The organism is Paraburkholderia sp. CI3, assembly GCF_050436505.1.
Classification (GTDB): Bacteria; Pseudomonadota; Gammaproteobacteria; order Burkholderiales; family Burkholderiaceae; genus Paraburkholderia; species Paraburkholderia tuberum.
The window spans coordinates 1013017-1030169 of record NZ_JBNDMI010000003.1 but is presented as its reverse complement, the minus strand read 5'-3'; the positions used below and the strand labels follow the sequence as shown (position 1 = coordinate 1030169).

Genomic DNA, 17153 nt, shown 5'->3' with positions numbered 1-17153 from the left:
CCTCACGCGCAGGCGCGTCCGTCTTTAAGACGAATGAGCGGGTCATTTTTTGAAATCAGGCGGGCGCGCGTGCCTGAGCGGTGGTCCACGTGCGGCCGCCGGTTTCAAAATCGGCCGGCCGGATTCGTCTATACGGTGTTAGTCAACCGCTGCGTGCAGCTTGCGGGTCGTACGCGCATTCCATCCCAGCCGCTTCCTTTTGCCTTCTTGCAGGAAGTTAAAGTGAACGAGCGCCAAGGCTTATCGAGCGGGATGGGACACCGCGTCGTGCGACGCGACTCGCGGCGCGCGCTCGTCGCATGGGCGCACCGGATCGATGCCGCGTGGATCACGGGCGCGCTCGTCATGGGCTCGATGCTGCTGGGCGCGGCGGGCAATACGCTGGCCGCTGGCACGTCCGCCGCCGCGGCGCGGCCCGCGAGCGCCGTGGCCCTTGCGCCCGAGTCGTTCGGCTTTCGTCAGGCCGATGAACGCGAACGCGACGCCGAAACGATCAACACGTTGACGTCCGAGGGACGTCTGCTGCTGTCGCGAGACCGCGTCAAACTCCCTGCCTACGACTATTGCAGCATGTCCGTCGCGGCCGCCGAGCGCGGCGACTTCCGCGACAGCGTCGATGCCGCGGCGCGCGCCCTGGTGGTGGCCGGGCAGACCAACAATGCGGATCTGGCGGCCCTGTCCAAACGCGATCTCGCGATCGCCTACAGCTATGCCGGCGACCTCGACAACGCCGAACGCTACGCCCGCGATGCGCTCGCTTCGACGCCGAAGGCGCCCGAGCAGGTCTTTGCTCCGGCCAACAAGGTGCTCGGCGATGTCGCGTTGCGCCGGGGCAAGCCGCAGCAGGCGCTGGCCGCCTACGAAGACGCGCTCACGACCGCCTCGCCGCGTTACAAACCGCTGGTGCTGATGTCGATCATCAACGCGCAGCTCGCCGAGGGCGATACGCCTGGCGCGCGTCAAACCTTCGATGCCGTCGGCGCACCGGCCACCGCGGAACTCGCGCCCGCCTACCGGCGCATCGAAGGCAATCTGCTGCTGGCCGAAGGCAAGCCCGAGGATGCGAAACACGCGTTCGAAGCGCTGTTGAGCCAAAGCGGCAATTCCAGCGACGCCAACTACGACCGCCTGTGGGCCCACGAAGGAATCGGCCGCGCCGACCTCGCGCTCGGCGACAAGCCGCATGCGCGCGAAGCCTACCTGCTGGCCGTCGACGACTCCGAGAAAATCCGCGCGCGGTTTCGCAGCGACGAGTTCAAGACGGCACTGTTCGGCGACACGCAAACGGTATTCGAAGAGGCCATCGCGCTGACGGTCGAAGCCGGCGACTACGAGAGCGCCTGGAGTCTGTCCGAACGCAGCCGGGCGCGTGCGCTGCTCGACGTCGTGCGCAACCGCGTCGACGCCGGCGTCGACGACCGTCAATTGAACGGGCAGGTGCCGAGTCTTGCCGCGACGCGCGGCGCGCTCCGGCCCAACGAGGCGATCGTCGAATTTCACAGCCTGCCCAACGAGCTGATCGTCTGGGTGGTGCGCAACGATGGCCTGACCGGCCACACCTTGCCGATCGCGCGCGCCGACATGGATGCCGCCGTGACCGACCTGCGCAATGCGATCGTGCGTCGGCGACCGGCCGCGCTGACCTATGGCGACAAGCTCGATGCGTTGCTGATCGCGCCGCTCGGCTTGCGCGCCAACGAGCGGCTCATCATCGTGCCGCACGGCGCGCTGCACTATCTGCCGTTTCAGGCGCTGCACGATGCCGACGGCTTTCTGATCGAACGCCATGCGATCGCGCTCGAACCATCGGCGAGCGTCGCGGTACAACTCGCGCAACGCCAGCAGAAGATCGCGAGCGATCTGGTCGCGTTCGGCAATCCGACCATCACACCTGCCTATGCGCTGCCAGGGGCCGAGGCGGAAGTGCAGGGCATCGCGCCGCTGTTCGCGCGCAACGAGGTGTTTCTGCATAGCGATGCCACGCGCCTGAGCTTTCGCGACAACGCGCCCGCCGGACGCGTGTTGCACGTGGCGACGCACGCCCAGGCCGACACGATCGATCCGTTGCACTCGAGCATCCTGCTCGCGCCCGCGACGCAGCCGGCCGACGGCCCGGACGCGCTGCTGGCCAAAGACATCTATAACCTGAAGCTCAACAACGTCTCGCTCGTCACGCTGTCGGCCTGCGAGACGGGGCTTGGCCGGATCGCGCGCGGCGACGAAATTCTCGGCTTCACGCGCGCGTTCTTCTATGCGGGCGCCACCAGCCTGATCGTGTCGATGTGGCCGGTCGCGGACGAATCGAGCGCGCTGACGATGCGCACCTTCTACGCGCAACTCGCGCAAGGCCATGACGCGATCGACGGGATGCGCACCGCGCAACTGGCGGTTCTGCACACGCCGCGCTTCGCGCATCCGTTCTTCTGGGCGCCATTCGACCTGATGGGTGGCTGGCGTTTGACCATCGCGCGTCAGCAGCAGGGATGAACCAAACAAACCCTAGACCGATGAACAGACTCCGACTGATCGCCGCGGCGGTGTCCTGCAGTAGTGCGCTCGCGTGGGGCCAGACGCTGCCGAACGCGGGCAGCATCCTGAACCAGACGGCGCCGCGCGAGACCCGGCCGGCGCCGCCGGGCGGCACTCAGGCGTTACCCGCCGTTCCGCCGCCGGCGGCGCCCGTGACGGCGCCCGGCCCGACCTTCCTGCTGAAGAGCATCACGTTGAAGGGCAACGACACGATCGCCAGCGACGCGCTGCTTGCGCCCGTTCAGGACAAGCTCGGCAAGCAAACCAGCTTCGCCGGGCTCGAAGAGATTGCCGCGCGTATCACGCAGATTTATCGCGATCACGGCTATCTGCTCGCCCAGGTGGTGATCCCGCCGCAGGACGTCACGTCCGGCAACGTCGAAATGAGCGTGCTCGAAGGGCGCGTCGGCCATGTGCGGCTCGACATCGCGGCCGGCACGCCGATCCGCGAAGATCTGTTGCGCGCGCGGGTCGCGCAGATTCCGTTGGGCAAGCCGCTGCAGCAGCACGAACTCGAACGGACCATGCTGCTGCTGTCCGATCTGCCGGGTATTCAGGTCTCCTCGGCAATCGAAGCGGGCGAGGAGCCGGGCACGGTCGATCTGACCGTCAACGTCGCGCCGGCCAAACGCTGGACCTTTGCGCTCGATGTCGACAACTTCGGGGCGGAGTCCAGCGGTACCTGGCGGCTCGGCGCGCTCGCGCGTCTGAACTCGCCGTTCATGATCGGCGACAACCTGGACCTGCGGCTGCTCGGCAGCGAACGCGGCGACACCCTATACGGGCGCGTCGGCTACGAAGCACCGATCAATGCGCAAGGCACGCGCGTCGGGGTCGCGGTGTCGCGGCTCAACTATGTGCTCGGCCAGGAATTCGCGTCGCTCGACGCGCAGGGCGAGGCGACCGTGGTGGACTTCACGCTCACGCATCCGCTCGTGCGCACACGCAATCAGAGCCTGTTGGGGCGCGTCAATCTCGAGTATCGCGACCTGATCGACAACGTCGGCATCGTCGATCAACACAATCCCAGATCGCTGGTGGAGGGCAGTATCGGCCTGAGCTATGAAAGCCGCGACGCGCTGTTCGGCGGCGGCTTCAATAGCGCGGATGTCGAGCTGTTGATCGGCAGTCTGCATTTCCGCAACGCGCAAGCCGAGGCGCTCGATGCGTCGCCGCTCGGGCGCGACACGCAAGGCACCGAAGTGCGCGCCACTTTCTTCGCCAACCGCCTGAACGCGATCACCGAGCGGCTCAGCGTATTCGCCGGCGTGTCCGGCCAGTGGGCCGGAACCACGCTCGACAGTTCGTCGCGCTTCCTGCTCGGCGGCCCGCACGCGGTGCGCGCTTATTCGCCGTCCGAGGCACTGGTCGACGAGGGGTTCGTCGCCACCCTCGAAGGGCGCTTTGCGATCGATGCGCGGGCGACCGTGTTCACGTTCTTCGACTTCGGTACCGGTTGGTACAACGCCACGCCGCGTCCGGGCCAAGGGTCGAACGTGATCACGCGCAGTGGCGCAGGTCTCGGCGCGTTCTGGGCCGCGCCGGGCGGCATTGCGCTACAGGGCACGGTCGCATGGCGCACGACCGGGCCCGATACGACCGGCAACGACAGGCTGCCGCGCTTTTATGTGCAACTGAACAAGACGTTCTAGCAGGCAGCGAAACGCAACGAAACGAAACGCAACGACAAGCAGCAGCAATCTGCACCGAGGTGTGCGATGAACAAGCCATGCAACGTGCGACCGGGGCATGTGAGCACGATCGCCGGCGCGGTCGCCGCGTTGTTCGCGGCGTCGTATATGCCGCTCGCGCTCGCGAATCCGACCGGCGCCCAGGTGGTGGCCGGCACGGTCAGCATCAACTCGCCGGGCGCGGGACAGATGCACATCACGCAGGGCTCGTCCAATGCGATCGTCAACTGGAACACGTTTTCGATCGGTAGCGGCGAAGCGGTCAGGATCTCGCAGCCGTCGGCTTCCGCCGCGCTGCTCAACCGCGTGACGGGCAACGACCCCAGCTTGATCGCCGGACGCCTGCAGGCCAACGGCAAGGTGTTTCTCGTCAATCCGGCGGGGGTGATCTTTGCGCCGGGATCGTCGGTGAACGTGGGGTCGATGATCGCCTCGACACTCAATATCTCCAATGCCGATTTCCTCGCGGGCAACTTCCATTTCGTCGGCGCGTCCGCGGCGGCGCTCAGCAATGCGGGGTCGCTGACGGCGGCCGCGGGCGGCACCATCGCGTTGCTCGGCGGCACGGTCAGCAATAGCGGCACGGTCAGCGCAAAACTGGGCAGCGTCGCGCTGGGCGCGGGCAACGACATCACCGTCGATTTTGCCGGCGACGGTTTGACCACCCTGAAGATCAACCAGGGCGCGGCGCACGCGCTGATCGGCAATACCGGCACGCTGGCCGCCGACGGCGGCACCGTGGTGATGAGCGCACAGACGGCCGACGCGCTGGCGGGCACCGTCATCAACCAGCAAGGCATCGTGCGCGCGCAGAGCCTGAGCGAACACGACGGCCGCATTCTGCTCGACGGCGGCACGAACGGCGTGACACAGGTGAGCGGGACGCTCGACGCCAGCGGCGGCGCGGGGCAAACCGGCGGCAGGATCGACGTGACCGGCTACGACGTGGCGCTGCTGGCCGGAGCGTACGTCGATGCGAGCGGCGCCGCGGGCGGCGGAACCGTCCACTTCGGCGGCGGCCCGGCGGGTGCGGACCCCTCCGTTCGCAATGCCAATGCGATCTGGATGTCGCCGACCGCCAGCCTCCATGCGGATGCGCTCGTCGACGGCAATGGCGGCAACGTCGTGGCTTACAGCGAAACGGCCAGCCGCATTTACGGCACGTTGACCGCGAAGGGCGGGCCGCAGGGCGGCGACGGCGGCTTGATCGAAACGTCCGGCCACACGCTCGACACGACCGGCATGAGCGTCGACGCATCGGCGGCGAAGGGTCAGGGCGGCAGGTGGCTGCTCGATCCGTTCGAGGTCGACATCGTGACGCAGGTGCCGGATGTCACCGCGGCGCCGGTCCCGACGCAAACCGCAGCCGATTCGAACACGATGACGTTCGGGCCGATCACGGGCAGCACGTCCATCCTGAACACGGCGCTTACCGGTCCGCTGAGCCTCGGCACGTCGGTGACAGTACTGACAGGGACCGATCCCAACTTCGGCGCGGGCGATATCGTCGTCGACGCGCCGCTCAACCTCACGACCGGCACGCTTCCCGCCACGCTGAAGCTGAGCGCGACGGGATCGGTGCTGGTCAACAACACCATTACGTCGAGCGCGGGGCCGCTCAGCCTCGTATTCGATGCGAACGTGGGCGGCACGAGTCCGCTCAGCCTGGTCTCGTTCCAGGGCGTCACGGTGAAGACCAACGGCGGCGGCGTGACGTTGGGAAGCGGTGGCGCGAGCCCGGTCCTGATCCAGAACTCGAACATCGACACCGCGGGCGGCGATCTGACAGTCACCGGCACGTTCCCGATCAATGGCGTGGCGATTGGCTATCTGATCACGTCGTCGTCGGGCATTTTCATCGACTCGTCGACCATTTCCGCGGAGGGCGGCGTGTTCTCGCTGTCGGGTGTCGCGCTGGGCCCGAACGCCAACGGTGTGGCGATCAACGGCACCAGCTCGCTCTCGACGACGAGCGGCGCGCTTCGCATCACCGGCACGGCGACCGCCGGCGGCGGAGGCAACGACGGCGTGATCGCGCAAGGTGACAATACGATTCAAACCGGCAGCGGCGCGCTCACCATCAGCGGCGCCGGCAGTTCGAATATCGAGGATCAGGGCATTGGCGTGCTTCTATCCGGCACTTCAGCCAGCACGACGAGCGGGGCACTGAGCGTGAACGGCAGTTCTTCTGGCAGCAGCGCGATGGGCGTGTTCCTGAGCGGCGGTGCCACGGTGGGCGAGGGTCCCGCGCTGCAGCCCGGACTCAGCAGTTCGGGCGGCGCGATCACGGTCAACGGTAGCGTGACGCAAAGCGCGCAAGGGGGCTTCGGCGTCGAGATTCAGAACACCACGATCTCCAACACGACCGGCTCGATCGGCGTGACGGGCAATGTCACCGGTACAGCCGCCGGCGGCACCTTCGCGGACGGCGTCTATTTCTATGGCACCACGTTGAGCACCGGCAGCGGCGACATTTCCGCCACCGGCAGCGTGTCGTCGAACATGAACGTCAGCATCGGCCTCGACATGCATGGGTCGTCGGTCCAGTCGACGAGCGGCAACCTCGAGTTCACCGGACAAAGCGTGGGAGCCGCGGTCAACGGCGACTCGGTGATCGGGCTGATGTTCGAGAACACGCTATGCGTGGACTGCATCCAGACGGCCCCCGTATCGGTGACGACCGGCACGGGCACGGTGAGCCTGTTCGGCAGCGGCACCGGTCCGTTCGTGCAGGGTGTGCTGATCACCGACGGCACGACGATCACGTCGACCAACGGCGGGGCGATCGATATCCGCGGCGCGGTGAGCGGCCCGGCCGGCAGCAGTCCGAACCTGCAGAACGACTATGGCGTGCTGATCGCCAATGGCGCGATCAGCGCGACCGGGACGCGTACCACCACGATCGGCATTGCCGGTTCGACCACGACGTCCGATCCGGGCGTCGCGATCGGCCTTGCGGTGCCCGAGATCGAGCAGAGCGAGTTTGGGCTGATCAATCCGACCTCCATCTTCACCGGCGGCGGCGTGACGAGCGCGGTCGCCAATGCCACCGCCGACAACGTGACGATCTCGACGACGAATCCCGCTTCGATCGTGTTGCGCGCATTCAACGACGGCACGGCGAGCAGCCTCGCCATCACGCAGGCGACGCTGTCGTCGCCGGGCGGCGTGCTGTCGATCATGCCGGCGTCGGTGGACCCGTCGAGCTTCACGATCACCGCTCAGAACGCGACGCCGATCACGCTGCTCGGCACGGGCGGCGGTCTCAGCATCGACGCCCCGACTTTCTCGACCTTCGCGTCGATTCCCAGCATCGTGCTCGGGTCCAGCACGCAAACCGGGCGCATCACCGTCGACGGGCAGTGCGTATCGGGCGGCTCGCCTTGCGTGCCGACGCGTCCGGGCTTCGCGAACAATCTCACGCTGTCCAACCCGGGCGCGGGCAGTCAAGGGATCGCGCTGACCTACGGCATCTCGACTCCGGGCCACACCTTGATGCTGCTGTCGGCGGGTCCCGTCACGGACCCCGGCGGAATCCAGGCCGCCGGGCTGATTCTCGCCGGCCCCGGTACCTTCACGCTGACCGATCCGCAAAACGACGTCGGCGTGCTGGCGATGGCCAACGCGGGGAGCGTCGACTTCTCGAACTCGCATGGCTTCGTGATCGGCCCGCTGACGAGCCAGACGTTCGACTCCGCCGCGAGCCAGTTGAGCCCGATGAGCGTGACGAACTCCACGCTGACCGGCAGCCTCGTCGCGACCGCTGCGACCGGCAATATCGGGCTGGGCGCGAGCACGCCGTCCGCGACGGCTCCGAATACGAATCTGAGCGCGGTCGGCTCGATCGATCTGGTGATGGAGAACGGCGTGTTCGTCGATGCGAACTCCGGCACACTTGGCGCCGGCAACGCATGGCGAGTCTGGGCCAGCACCTGGAACGGCGAGACACGCGGCAGCGTGCAGCCGAACACCGCGCAGCCCAATTTCTACGGCTGCCTGTTTGGCTCGGGCTGTAGTTGGGGCGGCACGGTGCCCACCACCGGCAATCATTTCGTCTATGTCGCACGGCCGACGGTCACGGTCAGCACGGACGGCGCGACGCGCTACGTCGGCGTGCCGAACCCGGCGTTCACCTACACGACGAGCGGTCTGATCAACGGCGACACCGCAGCGGGCACGTTGAGCGGCTCGGAGACGACCACGGCCACTCTGACTTCGCCGGCGGGCGGCTATCCGATCGACCCCAACTTCACGTCCAGCGTGGGCTATATCGTCAACGAAGTGCCGGGCACGCTGACGGTGATTCCGTTTCAGAGCACGATCCTGAATCCGCAGGGCCCGATCCCCAATCCGGTCGCGCAAAGCGGTCTGCAAACGTTTTTCAGCAGCCAGGAGCAGACGTTCGTCTACGAAAACAATCTGCAGGGCACCAACATCTGCATCGGCTCGAACCAGCCGCTCTTCAGCACGACGCCGCCTGGCGAGAAACAGGACATCCTCGCGGTCGAATGGAAGCGGGTGCGTTCGCAACCGAACCTGAACAGCTGCATGCTGACCAACACCCAGCACGGCTGCGGTGACTTCTAGCGGGAGCCAGGCGAAGCGGACGGGACGGGTGGCGCGGCGCCTGCGGGCGAATGCAGCGCGCGCAGTTGCGCGATGGCGGCCTCGGCGCTCGCGACGAACCGTTGCGAGAGCCGCCATGCTTCGACGACCTCCTGATGGACGGGCTGCTCCATCCCGAGGTGAATCCGGAAGAATCGTTCAGCGTGGATGGCCGGGTGGTAATGCTGGCGCACCCGCTTCGCGTCGATCAGCCGCCGGTTGCCGAACAGCCTGCTCAAGGCCCACGAAAACGCGCCGTCTTCTCCGCCGACGCGACGAAAGAACGCGTCGAGCGGAAACCCGCCCAGCGCGCGATACACCGCCCGCCGGATCACGAGACTGCTCGGCACGGTGTTGCTGAGGATTGCGGCATATTTATCGAAATCGGGATGCTCCACGATCGCGCGCGGAAAGCCCGCATAGTCGACATCGAGCCGCACCGATGCCTCGCCCGGACAACGCTGCAGATAGCCACTCGCCGCGGCCAGCGCGCCGGGCAGATATTCGTCGTCGGCGTCGATGAATCCGAGCAGATCCTCGCTCGCGTGCATCGCGGCCCAATTGCGCGCGGCGGCGACGCCGCCATTCACGTACATGCGCAGTACTTCCACGCGCGCGTCGAGGCGGCCGTAATGTTGCGCGACTTCGATCGACGCATCGGTCGAGCCATCGTCGACGACGATGATTTGCGCGGCCTCCGGCTGGATCAGGCAGCTTTCCAGTGCGCGGCCAAGCGTTGCCGCCATCTGCAGACAGGGAATGATGATCGAGATCGGCATGATGCGAGCCCCGTTCCGATGCTGATCCGCTGCGTTACGCCTGTGCCGGGCCGGGCATCAATTGCGTCGCCTCTGCGTCGTCGTCGCCGACCCACACCGCGAACGCCGTGAAGTTGTCGTGATTCGTGCTGGCGCTCGCGCGCACCTGTTGCGCGAGCGCGTCGAGCCAGGCGCCGGGTGTCGCCGCATGGGCCAGCGCGTCGGCGATGCCGGCGTCGTCGGCGTACTCCCACAGGCCGTCCGTGCAGATCAGGAAAGCGTCGCCGTCATGCAGCGCGAAGGTACCGTCGACGCCCGCAATGGAGAGTGCGTCGCGCGTGCCCAGCGCCGCATACAGCACGTTGCGGCGCGGATGATGACGCATCTCCTCCTCGGCGAGCAGCCGCGCGTCGACCATCTGCTGAACCATGCTGTGGTCGCGCGTGCGCGCGCAGATCTCGCCGTGGCGGAAACAGTAGAGGCGGGTGTCGCCGCAATGGGCCCACGCGGCCGTCGCGCACTCGCGGTCGATGGCGAGCACCACGGCCGTCGAGCGCATGTCTTTTTCATTGCCTTTGCCGCGCAACTGTTCTTCGACGATGTTCTCATTGGCATGCGTGAGCGCGCTGATCAGCCGGTCGCCCGTCGGCGGCAATTCGGCAACGGTCAGGTAGCGCAAATCCGCCAGCACCGAAGCGACGACGAGGCGCGAGGCGGTGTCGCCGCCGCCGTGTCCGCCGGCGCCGTCGGCGACGACGCAATAGTAGAGCCGTTCGCTCGACCAGTCGCCGAACGAATCTTCGTTGCGCGGGCGGTCGCCCCGGTCGGTCAGGCTTGCGGTGGCAAGTTGCACCGTTGACCTCTCATATGCTCGTGGTCTGTCGAGCTCATTCCTGTGCGTGCGACTGCGCGGACAGAATGCCCAGAACCAGCAGGATGGCGATGCGATTGCCCGGCGAGATGTCGATGCCGAGGCTGTGCTCGATCCATTGGCCGATTTGCGTGCGGGCGAAGTCGGCGGGTATCGAGCCTTTTTTCAGCGTGACGCCAAGCTTGCGCGCCCGGTAGTGATACGACGCGATGCCGTAACGCGCGGCCACCTGCGACAGACCGCCTTTCTCGTTCGACAGCCAGCCGAGACTGCCGGCGAGCAGCATGCGGTCGGCGTCGTCGAGCGAAGCGATGAAATGCGACGCGGAGTCGCGTACCTCGGCTTCGTGCAGACCGTATTGCAACAGGACCGAGCCGATCGGATCGGGATGAAAAGCCGTTTGCCGGTCGATTTCGAGCATCACGTCGCCTTCGTCGAGCGACACGTTGCGCTGATGGCTCGCGCTGCGCAGACAGTCGATCAGATAGCGGCGGAAATAGGCGCACACGGCATGGCTGGTCGAAGGCGCGCTGTGCAGCGGGAAAGTGGGCAATGCCGTCGGCGCGGTATCGAGGCGGAACACCTTGAGATAGAGGAACTGCGAGATCAGTTCTTCCTTGTCCTCGCCCAGCGCCTGCAATTCCGACGGATGGTAGCCGGTCAGTGCGCGGCGCACGATCGTATAGATCGACGCCATTTCGTCGTGGCTCAGGCAGGTGCGGCGTTGCCACAGGTCGGGCAGTGCGCTTTCTCCAGCGTGGTCGGCAATTGCAGCGCTTTGGATATCTGCCACTTTTCACCCCGGAGGTGGTGAGCCCCGCTTCTTAAGGGCGGAGCCCGGCTGCTGACACTACCCATTTCGCCGCGTGTGTGGTGCGCCCGCTTTCTGTCCCCAATGAATCCGGCACTCGCTTTGCCGCCATATCGGGCAGATTGCGTATGCAAAACGCTTGCAATACCGGCAATTCCGCCGTGCAACCGGCGCGTGATTGGAAAACAGACTTAGTCTATTGGCACGCTTTATTTATTACAAGGTAAAACTTAATATGTTATTCACCGCTCTGGCGACGGGTTCTATCGCTATCAGGACTAACCCTAAACGCAACGTAAGCGCTTACCGGCAATCCGGGAAGGTCAAATTTTTTAAAAAATCCGGGCACCTGATTCGTTTACCCAGATGTCGGGCGATCCCGCCAATCGACCGTCCTGAAAGGGCGCGCTGGTGAGGTCGTAAGACGACTGTCCGAGCTTGTGATTGTAATGGTGCCGGAACGAAAAGGTCAAAACGTATTAAGTGTTTATGGAGTTGAATGGTATTACATATACTTTTCGCTTAATCAAACAAAATCCGTTTCTATTGCTATCCGGCTTTGATTTTCCGGGCTGCGTGCTATTCTCATATCGGATTGCCGCCGAGAAAGGACAACGCTCGCTAAAAACATCGCAATAGCTGGCGAAGGCAATCTAATCAGAGTTAACACGTATTTCCGGGAACGCTGATTCCTGGCGGGCAAGGGCAACCCGTACCGGTCACTTACGGTGCGTCGAGACTACTCATCCGAGACCGATACCAGACATGGCCACGCTTCTCGCGGGCGAAATGCTTGCCGACATATCAGCTGCCAGTCCATGCGGGGACGACCTCGAGTACGACCCTGACTTCCTTGCGCTCGAGCAGGTCGTCCACGGCAAGCCGGAGGTGCAGTTCGGCGAGACCATGGTCGCCGCCACGCCGCCTGACTGGAAAGTGGCCGAAGCGCTATCGCTCGATCTGCTCGCAAAAGGCCGCGACTTGCGCGTCGCGGTGCACCTGGCGCGCGCGCTACTCAATCGCCGTCGTTTCGCCGGCTTCGCCGAGGGCCTCGCGCTCGTCGAAGGCCTGCTCGAACAGCGCTGGGACCATGTCTATCCACAGCTCGATCCCGACGACGACAACGATCCGACCGCTCGCGTCAACGCGCTCGCCGCCCTCGTCGAACCGTCCGGCATGCTGGTGGACGTGCGCGACGCACCGCTCGCGTCGTCGCGCGCGCACGGTGGCGTCAGTTTGCGCGACATCGAATATGCGACCGGCGAAGTGCCGCTGCCCAAGGGCGTCGAGGCGGCGTCGCTGAGCTCGATCGACGCGGTGATCGCCGACGCCCAAGAAGACGCCGCCGAAGCGCACACGGCCTTGCTCGCGGCCACGCATAGCGCGATGCGCATCGAGACGGTATTGACCGAGCGTGTCGGCGCGGCGCGCTCCATCGATCTGTCGCCGCTATCGAGGCTGCTGCGCCGTGCAGCCGACTTTCTCGGCGAGCGTCTCGACGTCCCGGGCGGAGCGCCGCAAGCATCGCCGAACGGCGACCTGACCCCGGGCGAAAGCGCCGGCGCGGCGCCGGCACCCGTGCCGCTGTCCGGCGACATCACGGACCGTCAGGACGTGATCCGCATGATCGACAAGATCTGCGCGTACTACGAGCGTCACGAACCCTCCAGCCCGTTGCCGCTGCTGCTGCTGCGCGCGCGCCGGCTGGTCGACAGGAACTTCCTGGAAATTCTGCAGGACCTCGCGCCCGAAGGCGTGCGCCAGGCCAGGCAGGCCGGCGGTATCGAAAACGAGTAAGCAGTCAGGCGGGGATGGGCTTTTTCGCTTCTAGCAACGCCAGTCATGCGCCACGCTGCTCGCGGCCGTGAGGCGTCAACCAGGGGAATGGTCGTGGCCAAGGAAAGCAGCCAGAAATTCATCGCGCGCAATCGAGCGCCGCGAGTTCAGATCGAATATGACGTCGAAGTCTACGGGTCGGAGAAAAAGGTCAATCTGCCCTTCGTCATGGGCGTGCTGGCCGATCTCTCCGGTCAGCCGGCGGACCCGCTCGCGCCGGTGGCGGATCGAAAGTTTCTCGAGATCGACGTCGACAACTTCGACGAGCGTCTGAAGTCGATGAAACCGCGCGTCGCCGTGCAGGTGCCGAACATGCTGACCGGTCAGGGCAACCTCGCGGTCGACATGACCTTCGAGAGCATGGACGACTTTTCGCCCGCGGCGGTCGCGCGCAAGGTGGACGCGTTGTCGAAGCTGCTGGAGGCGCGCGGCCAGTTGCAAAACCTGCTGACCTATATGGACGGCAAGACCGGCGCCGAGGAGCTGATCGCGAAACTGCTCAACGATCCTGCATTGCTGCAGTCGTTGGCGTCCGCACCGAAGCCGCAGCAATGAGCGTGATCTACAGGGGAGTCTGACCATGGCTGAACCTAGCACCCAAGGGCAAGCGCAACCCGGCGAGGCGTCGCTTGAAACGAGCGATTTCGCGAATCTGCTGCAAAAGGAATTCAAGCCGAAGAGCGAGAAGGCGAAGGAAGCCGTCGAGACGGCGGTGCGCACGCTCGCCGAACAGGCGCTGCGCGATACGAACGTGATTTCGGGCGATGTGCTCGCGACGATCGAATCGCTGATCGCGCAGATCGACGAGAAGCTGACCGCCCAGATCAATCAGATCATCCACTCGGAAGAGTTCCAGAAAGTCGAGAGCGCGTGGCGCGGCTTGCACTATCTGGTCAACAACACCGAGACGGACGAGACGTTGAAGATCCGCGTGATGAACGTATCGAAGGGCGATCTGTACAAGACGCTCAAGAAGTACAAGGGCACCGCGTGGGATCAAAGCCCGATCTTCAAGAAGCTCTACGAAGAGGAATACGGCCAGTTCGGCGGCGAGCCGTATGGCGCGCTGGTGGCTGATTATTACTTCGACAACGGCGGGCCCGACGTCGATCTGCTGACGCAGATATCAAAGATCTCGGCCGCCGCGCATGCGCCGTTCATCGCCGGCGCCGATCCCGCGGTGATGCTGATGGATTCATGGCAGGAGCTGGCCAATCCGCGCGACCTGACGAAAATCTTCCAGACGCCTGAGCATGCCGCGTGGCGCTCGCTGCGCGAATCCGAGGATGCGCGCTACGTCGGTCTCGCGATGCCGCGTTTTCTCGCGCGCGCGCCGTATGGCGCCAAGACCAATCCGGTCGAGGAATTCGATTTCGAGGAAGACACGGCCGGCGCGGACAGCGGCAAATACGCATGGGCCAATGCCGCCTATGCGATGGCGACCAATATCAACCGCTCGTTCAAGATGTACGGCTGGTGTTCGCGGATTCGCGGCATCGAGTCGGGGGGCGCCGTCGAGAACCTGCCGGTGCACGCGTTCCCCACCGACGACGGCGGCATCGACATGAAGTGCCCGACCGAAATCGCCATTAGCGATCGCCGCGAAGCCGAACTCGCGAAGAACGGCTTCATGCCGCTCGTGCACAAGAAGAACTCCGATTTCGCCGCCTTCATCGGCGCGCAGTCGCTGCACAAGCCCGCCGAGTTCGAAGACCCCGATGCCACCGCGAACGCGAACCTGGCCGCGCGTCTGCCCTACCTGTTCGCCTGCAGCCGCTTCGCTCACTACCTGAAGTGCATCGTGCGCGACAAGATCGGCAGTTTCAAGGAGAGGGACGACATGCAGCGCTGGCTGCAGAACTGGATCCTTCAGTACGTCGACGGCGATCCGGCGCACTCGACGGAAGAGTCCAAGGCACGACGCCCGCTCGCGGCCGCCGAGGTGGTCGTCGAGGAAGTCGAAGGCAATCCCGGTTATTACACCTCGAAGTTTTTCCTGCGTCCGCACTACCAGTTGGAAGGCCTGACCGTATCGCTACGGTTGGTTTCGAAGCTTCCGTCCGCCAAGGCGGCATGACGGAAATCCCCATTGAGTGACGAATTGCTTTGAGCGGAGAAGAAGATGGCCATCGACATGTTCATGAAGCTGGGCGATATCAAGGGCGAGTCTCAGGACAAGACCCACAAGGAAGAAATCGAAGTGCTCGCGTGGAGCTGGGGCATGAGCCAGAGCGGCACGATGCACATGGGCACGGGCGGCGGCGCCGGCAAGGTGTCGGTGCAGGACCTGTCATTTACCAAATACAGCGACAAGGCGAGTCCGCCGATCATGGCAGCCTGCACCAAAGGCACGCACATCGACACGGCGTTGCTGACGGTGCGCAAGGCAGGTGGCGACAATCCGCTCGAGTACTACAAGATCACGTTGAACGGCGTACTGATCAGCTCGTATTCGACCGGCGGCTCGGGCGGCGAAGAACGCTTCACCGAGAACGTCACGCTCAACTTCGAAAAATTCCATGTCGAGTACCAGCCGCAAAACGCGAAGGGCGAGAAGGAAGGCGGGGTGGTCGAAGTGAAGTGGAACATCCCCGCCAACGCGACTACCTGATCGGCTGAGCGCAAAGGGCGACTGCACTGCGGCGGTCCTGCCGTCGCAGTGCGGCGGCGGGTGGGACGACTCGAGCCAGACCGGAGCGAACCGGCATGAACGCAGAAGAATGCTTGCGCGAAGGCGATCTCGACGGATGTCTGCGCGAATTGCAAAAGCAGGTTCGCAAGGATCCGTCGAAAGGCGCTTATCGCGTCTTTCTCTTCCAGTTGCTCGCGGTGACGGGCGCCTGGGATCGCGCATTGACGCAACTGAACGTCGTCGGCGAACTCGACGCGGCCGCGTTGCCGATGGTGCAAACCTATCGTGAAGCGTTGCAATGCGAGGCGCTGCGCGAAGCGGTTTTCAAAGGCGAGCGCGCGCCGCTGATCTTCGGCGAGCCGACCGGCTGGCTTGCGTTGCTCCTCGAGGCATTGCGGCTCGACACCGCGGGCGATAGCGGCGCGGCGGCCGCCGCGCGCGCGCGGGCGCTCGACGAGGCGCCCGCCAGCGCCGGCGCATTGAATGGCGAACCGTTCAGGTGGCTCGCCGACGCCGACAACCGGCTCGGCCCGACACTCGAAGCCGTGCTGAACGGCCGCTATTACTGGATTCCTTTTTCGCGCATCAAACGGATCGAAATCGAGCCGCCGTCCGACCTGCGCGACCGCGTCTGGATGCCGGCCGTTTTCACGTGGGCCAACGACGGCCAGGCCGCCGGTCTGATTCCCGCCCGCTATCCGGGCACGCTCGCCGAGCCGAATCGAGCGTTGTGGCTCGCGCGCCTGACCGAATGGATCGGTGACGATCCCGTGCTCGCGCGGCCGGTGGGACAGCGTATGTTCGCCTCCGATGCGAACGACTACGCGCTCTTCGACGTGCGCACCATCGAACTGACGAGCGGCGACGCGCCTGCCGAACAGGACGGCGCGGCCGCTCCGGATCATGGCTGAACTGACCGCGCGTGATCGCCTGCAACCGTCGCTGCTCGACCGGCTGACCGATCTCGAACCGGAGGCGAAGCAGGAAGCGCGCGAGCGGCGCGTTCTGTCGATGCGCGCGCTGCGCGAGAGCGTGCAGCGCGACCTCGGTTGGCTGCTGAACGCGAATGGCCTCGCGTCGGTGCAGGATCTGAGCGGCTATCCGTATGTCGCGACATCCGTGATCAATTTCGGCCTGCCGGACATTGCCGGCAAGACTGCCTCAGGCATCGATCCGTCGCGGCTCGAGCGGCTCGTGCGCGATGCGATCTGGGCGTTCGAGCCGCGCATTCTGCGCGACACCGTGCGGGTCAGTTCGATGCAACTCGAAGAGACGACCGGGCGCCACAACACCGTGTCGTTTCTGGTGGAGGGCGATCTGTGGGCGCAGCCGTATCCGGAGCGGCTCTACTTCAGGACCGAACTCGACCTGGAAGTCGGCGAAATCCGCGTGATCGACCAGGGCGGGCCGCGCTGAAGCC

General features: G+C 65.1%; 12 protein-coding genes. 9 read left to right on the top strand and 3 right to left on the bottom strand.

Annotation, left to right across the window (positions count from 1 at the left end):
- Positions 1-222 precede the first annotated feature (222 nt).
- The 3 genes from OKW29_RS13455 (at position 223) to OKW29_RS13445 (ending at position 8807) form a co-directional block, all read left to right on the top strand.
- Positions 223-2487, top strand: coding sequence for a CHAT domain-containing protein (locus tag OKW29_RS13455; protein WP_429291399.1), 2265 nt, complete (start codon positions 223-225; stop codon positions 2485-2487).
- 20 nt (positions 2488-2507) lie between these two features.
- On the top strand, positions 2508-4181 hold the full coding sequence (locus OKW29_RS13450) for a ShlB/FhaC/HecB family hemolysin secretion/activation protein (protein ID WP_429291398.1): 1674 nt from the start codon (positions 2508-2510) through the stop codon (positions 4179-4181).
- 66 nt (positions 4182-4247) lie between these two features.
- Entirely contained in the window at positions 4248-8807 is a 4560-nt protein-coding gene (locus OKW29_RS13445; RefSeq protein ID WP_429291397.1) for a beta strand repeat-containing protein, read from the top strand.
- Here OKW29_RS13445 and OKW29_RS13440 read toward each other — a convergent pair.
- The 3 genes from OKW29_RS13440 to OKW29_RS13430 are packed head-to-tail and all read right to left on the bottom strand — an operon-like array spanning position 8804 to position 11247.
- Complete coding sequence (locus OKW29_RS13440; RefSeq protein WP_429292503.1) at positions 8804-9607, bottom strand: glycosyltransferase family 2 protein; 804 nt, start codon at positions 9605-9607, stop codon at positions 8804-8806. The two genes, OKW29_RS13445 and OKW29_RS13440, sit on opposite strands and share 4 nt — an antisense overlap.
- A 31-nt stretch (positions 9608-9638) precedes the next feature.
- Complete coding sequence (locus OKW29_RS13435; protein ID WP_429291396.1) at positions 9639-10436, bottom strand: PP2C family protein-serine/threonine phosphatase; 798 nt, start codon at positions 10434-10436, stop codon at positions 9639-9641.
- Between the two features lie 34 nt (positions 10437-10470).
- Positions 10471-11247, bottom strand: coding sequence for a hypothetical protein (locus OKW29_RS13430; RefSeq protein WP_429291395.1), 777 nt, complete (start codon positions 11245-11247; stop codon positions 10471-10473).
- Positions 11248-12030: 783 nt separating this feature from the next.
- Between OKW29_RS13430 and tssA the strand changes: the two genes are divergently transcribed.
- The 6 genes from tssA to tssE all read left to right on the top strand — a co-directional run bounded on the left by tssA (position 12031) and on the right by tssE (position 17149).
- A complete protein-coding gene (tssA, locus tag OKW29_RS13425; RefSeq protein WP_429291394.1) occupies positions 12031-13062 on the top strand; it encodes a type VI secretion system protein TssA in 1032 nt (343 codons plus the stop codon).
- An 87-nt stretch (positions 13063-13149) separates the two neighbouring features.
- Complete coding sequence (gene tssB, locus OKW29_RS13420) at positions 13150-13656, top strand: type VI secretion system contractile sheath small subunit (protein ID WP_221311450.1); 507 nt, start codon at positions 13150-13152, stop codon at positions 13654-13656.
- Positions 13657-13681: 25 nt separating this feature from the next.
- Positions 13682-15178 carry a type VI secretion system contractile sheath large subunit gene (gene tssC, locus OKW29_RS13415; RefSeq protein ID WP_184062841.1) on the top strand — a complete coding sequence of 499 codons (1497 nt, stop codon included), beginning with the start codon at positions 13682-13684 and terminating at the stop codon, positions 15176-15178.
- Positions 15179-15223: 45 nt separating this feature from the next.
- Complete coding sequence (locus OKW29_RS13410) at positions 15224-15712, top strand: Hcp family type VI secretion system effector (RefSeq protein WP_184031795.1); 489 nt, start codon at positions 15224-15226, stop codon at positions 15710-15712.
- A 95-nt stretch (positions 15713-15807) separates the two neighbouring features.
- On the top strand, positions 15808-16644 hold the full coding sequence (locus OKW29_RS13405; RefSeq protein WP_429291393.1) for a type VI secretion system accessory protein TagJ: 837 nt from the start codon (positions 15808-15810) through the stop codon (positions 16642-16644).
- A complete protein-coding gene (gene tssE, locus OKW29_RS13400; RefSeq protein ID WP_018422993.1) occupies positions 16637-17149 on the top strand; it encodes a type VI secretion system baseplate subunit TssE in 513 nt (170 codons plus the stop codon). The genes OKW29_RS13405 and tssE overlap by 8 nt, the downstream gene beginning before the upstream one ends.
- Positions 17150-17153 lie beyond the last annotated feature (4 nt).

Coding starts and splice junctions, on each gene's coding strand:
- OKW29_RS13450 (WP_429291398.1), top strand. CDS start 2,508: ATGAACAGACTCCGACTGATCGCCGCGGCGGTGTCCTGCAGTAGTGCG.
- OKW29_RS13445 (WP_429291397.1), top strand. CDS start 4,248: ATGAACAAGCCATGCAACGTGCGACCGGGGCATGTGAGCACGATCGCC.
- tssA (WP_429291394.1), top strand. CDS start 12,031: ATGGCCACGCTTCTCGCGGGCGAAATGCTTGCCGACATATCAGCTGCC.
- tssB (WP_221311450.1), top strand. CDS start 13,150: ATGGTCGTGGCCAAGGAAAGCAGCCAGAAATTCATCGCGCGCAATCGA.
- tssC (WP_184062841.1), top strand. CDS start 13,682: ATGGCTGAACCTAGCACCCAAGGGCAAGCGCAACCCGGCGAGGCGTCG.
- OKW29_RS13410 (WP_184031795.1), top strand. CDS start 15,224: ATGGCCATCGACATGTTCATGAAGCTGGGCGATATCAAGGGCGAGTCT.
- OKW29_RS13405 (WP_429291393.1), top strand. CDS start 15,808: ATGAACGCAGAAGAATGCTTGCGCGAAGGCGATCTCGACGGATGTCTG.
- tssE (WP_018422993.1), top strand. CDS start 16,637: ATGGCTGAACTGACCGCGCGTGATCGCCTGCAACCGTCGCTGCTCGAC.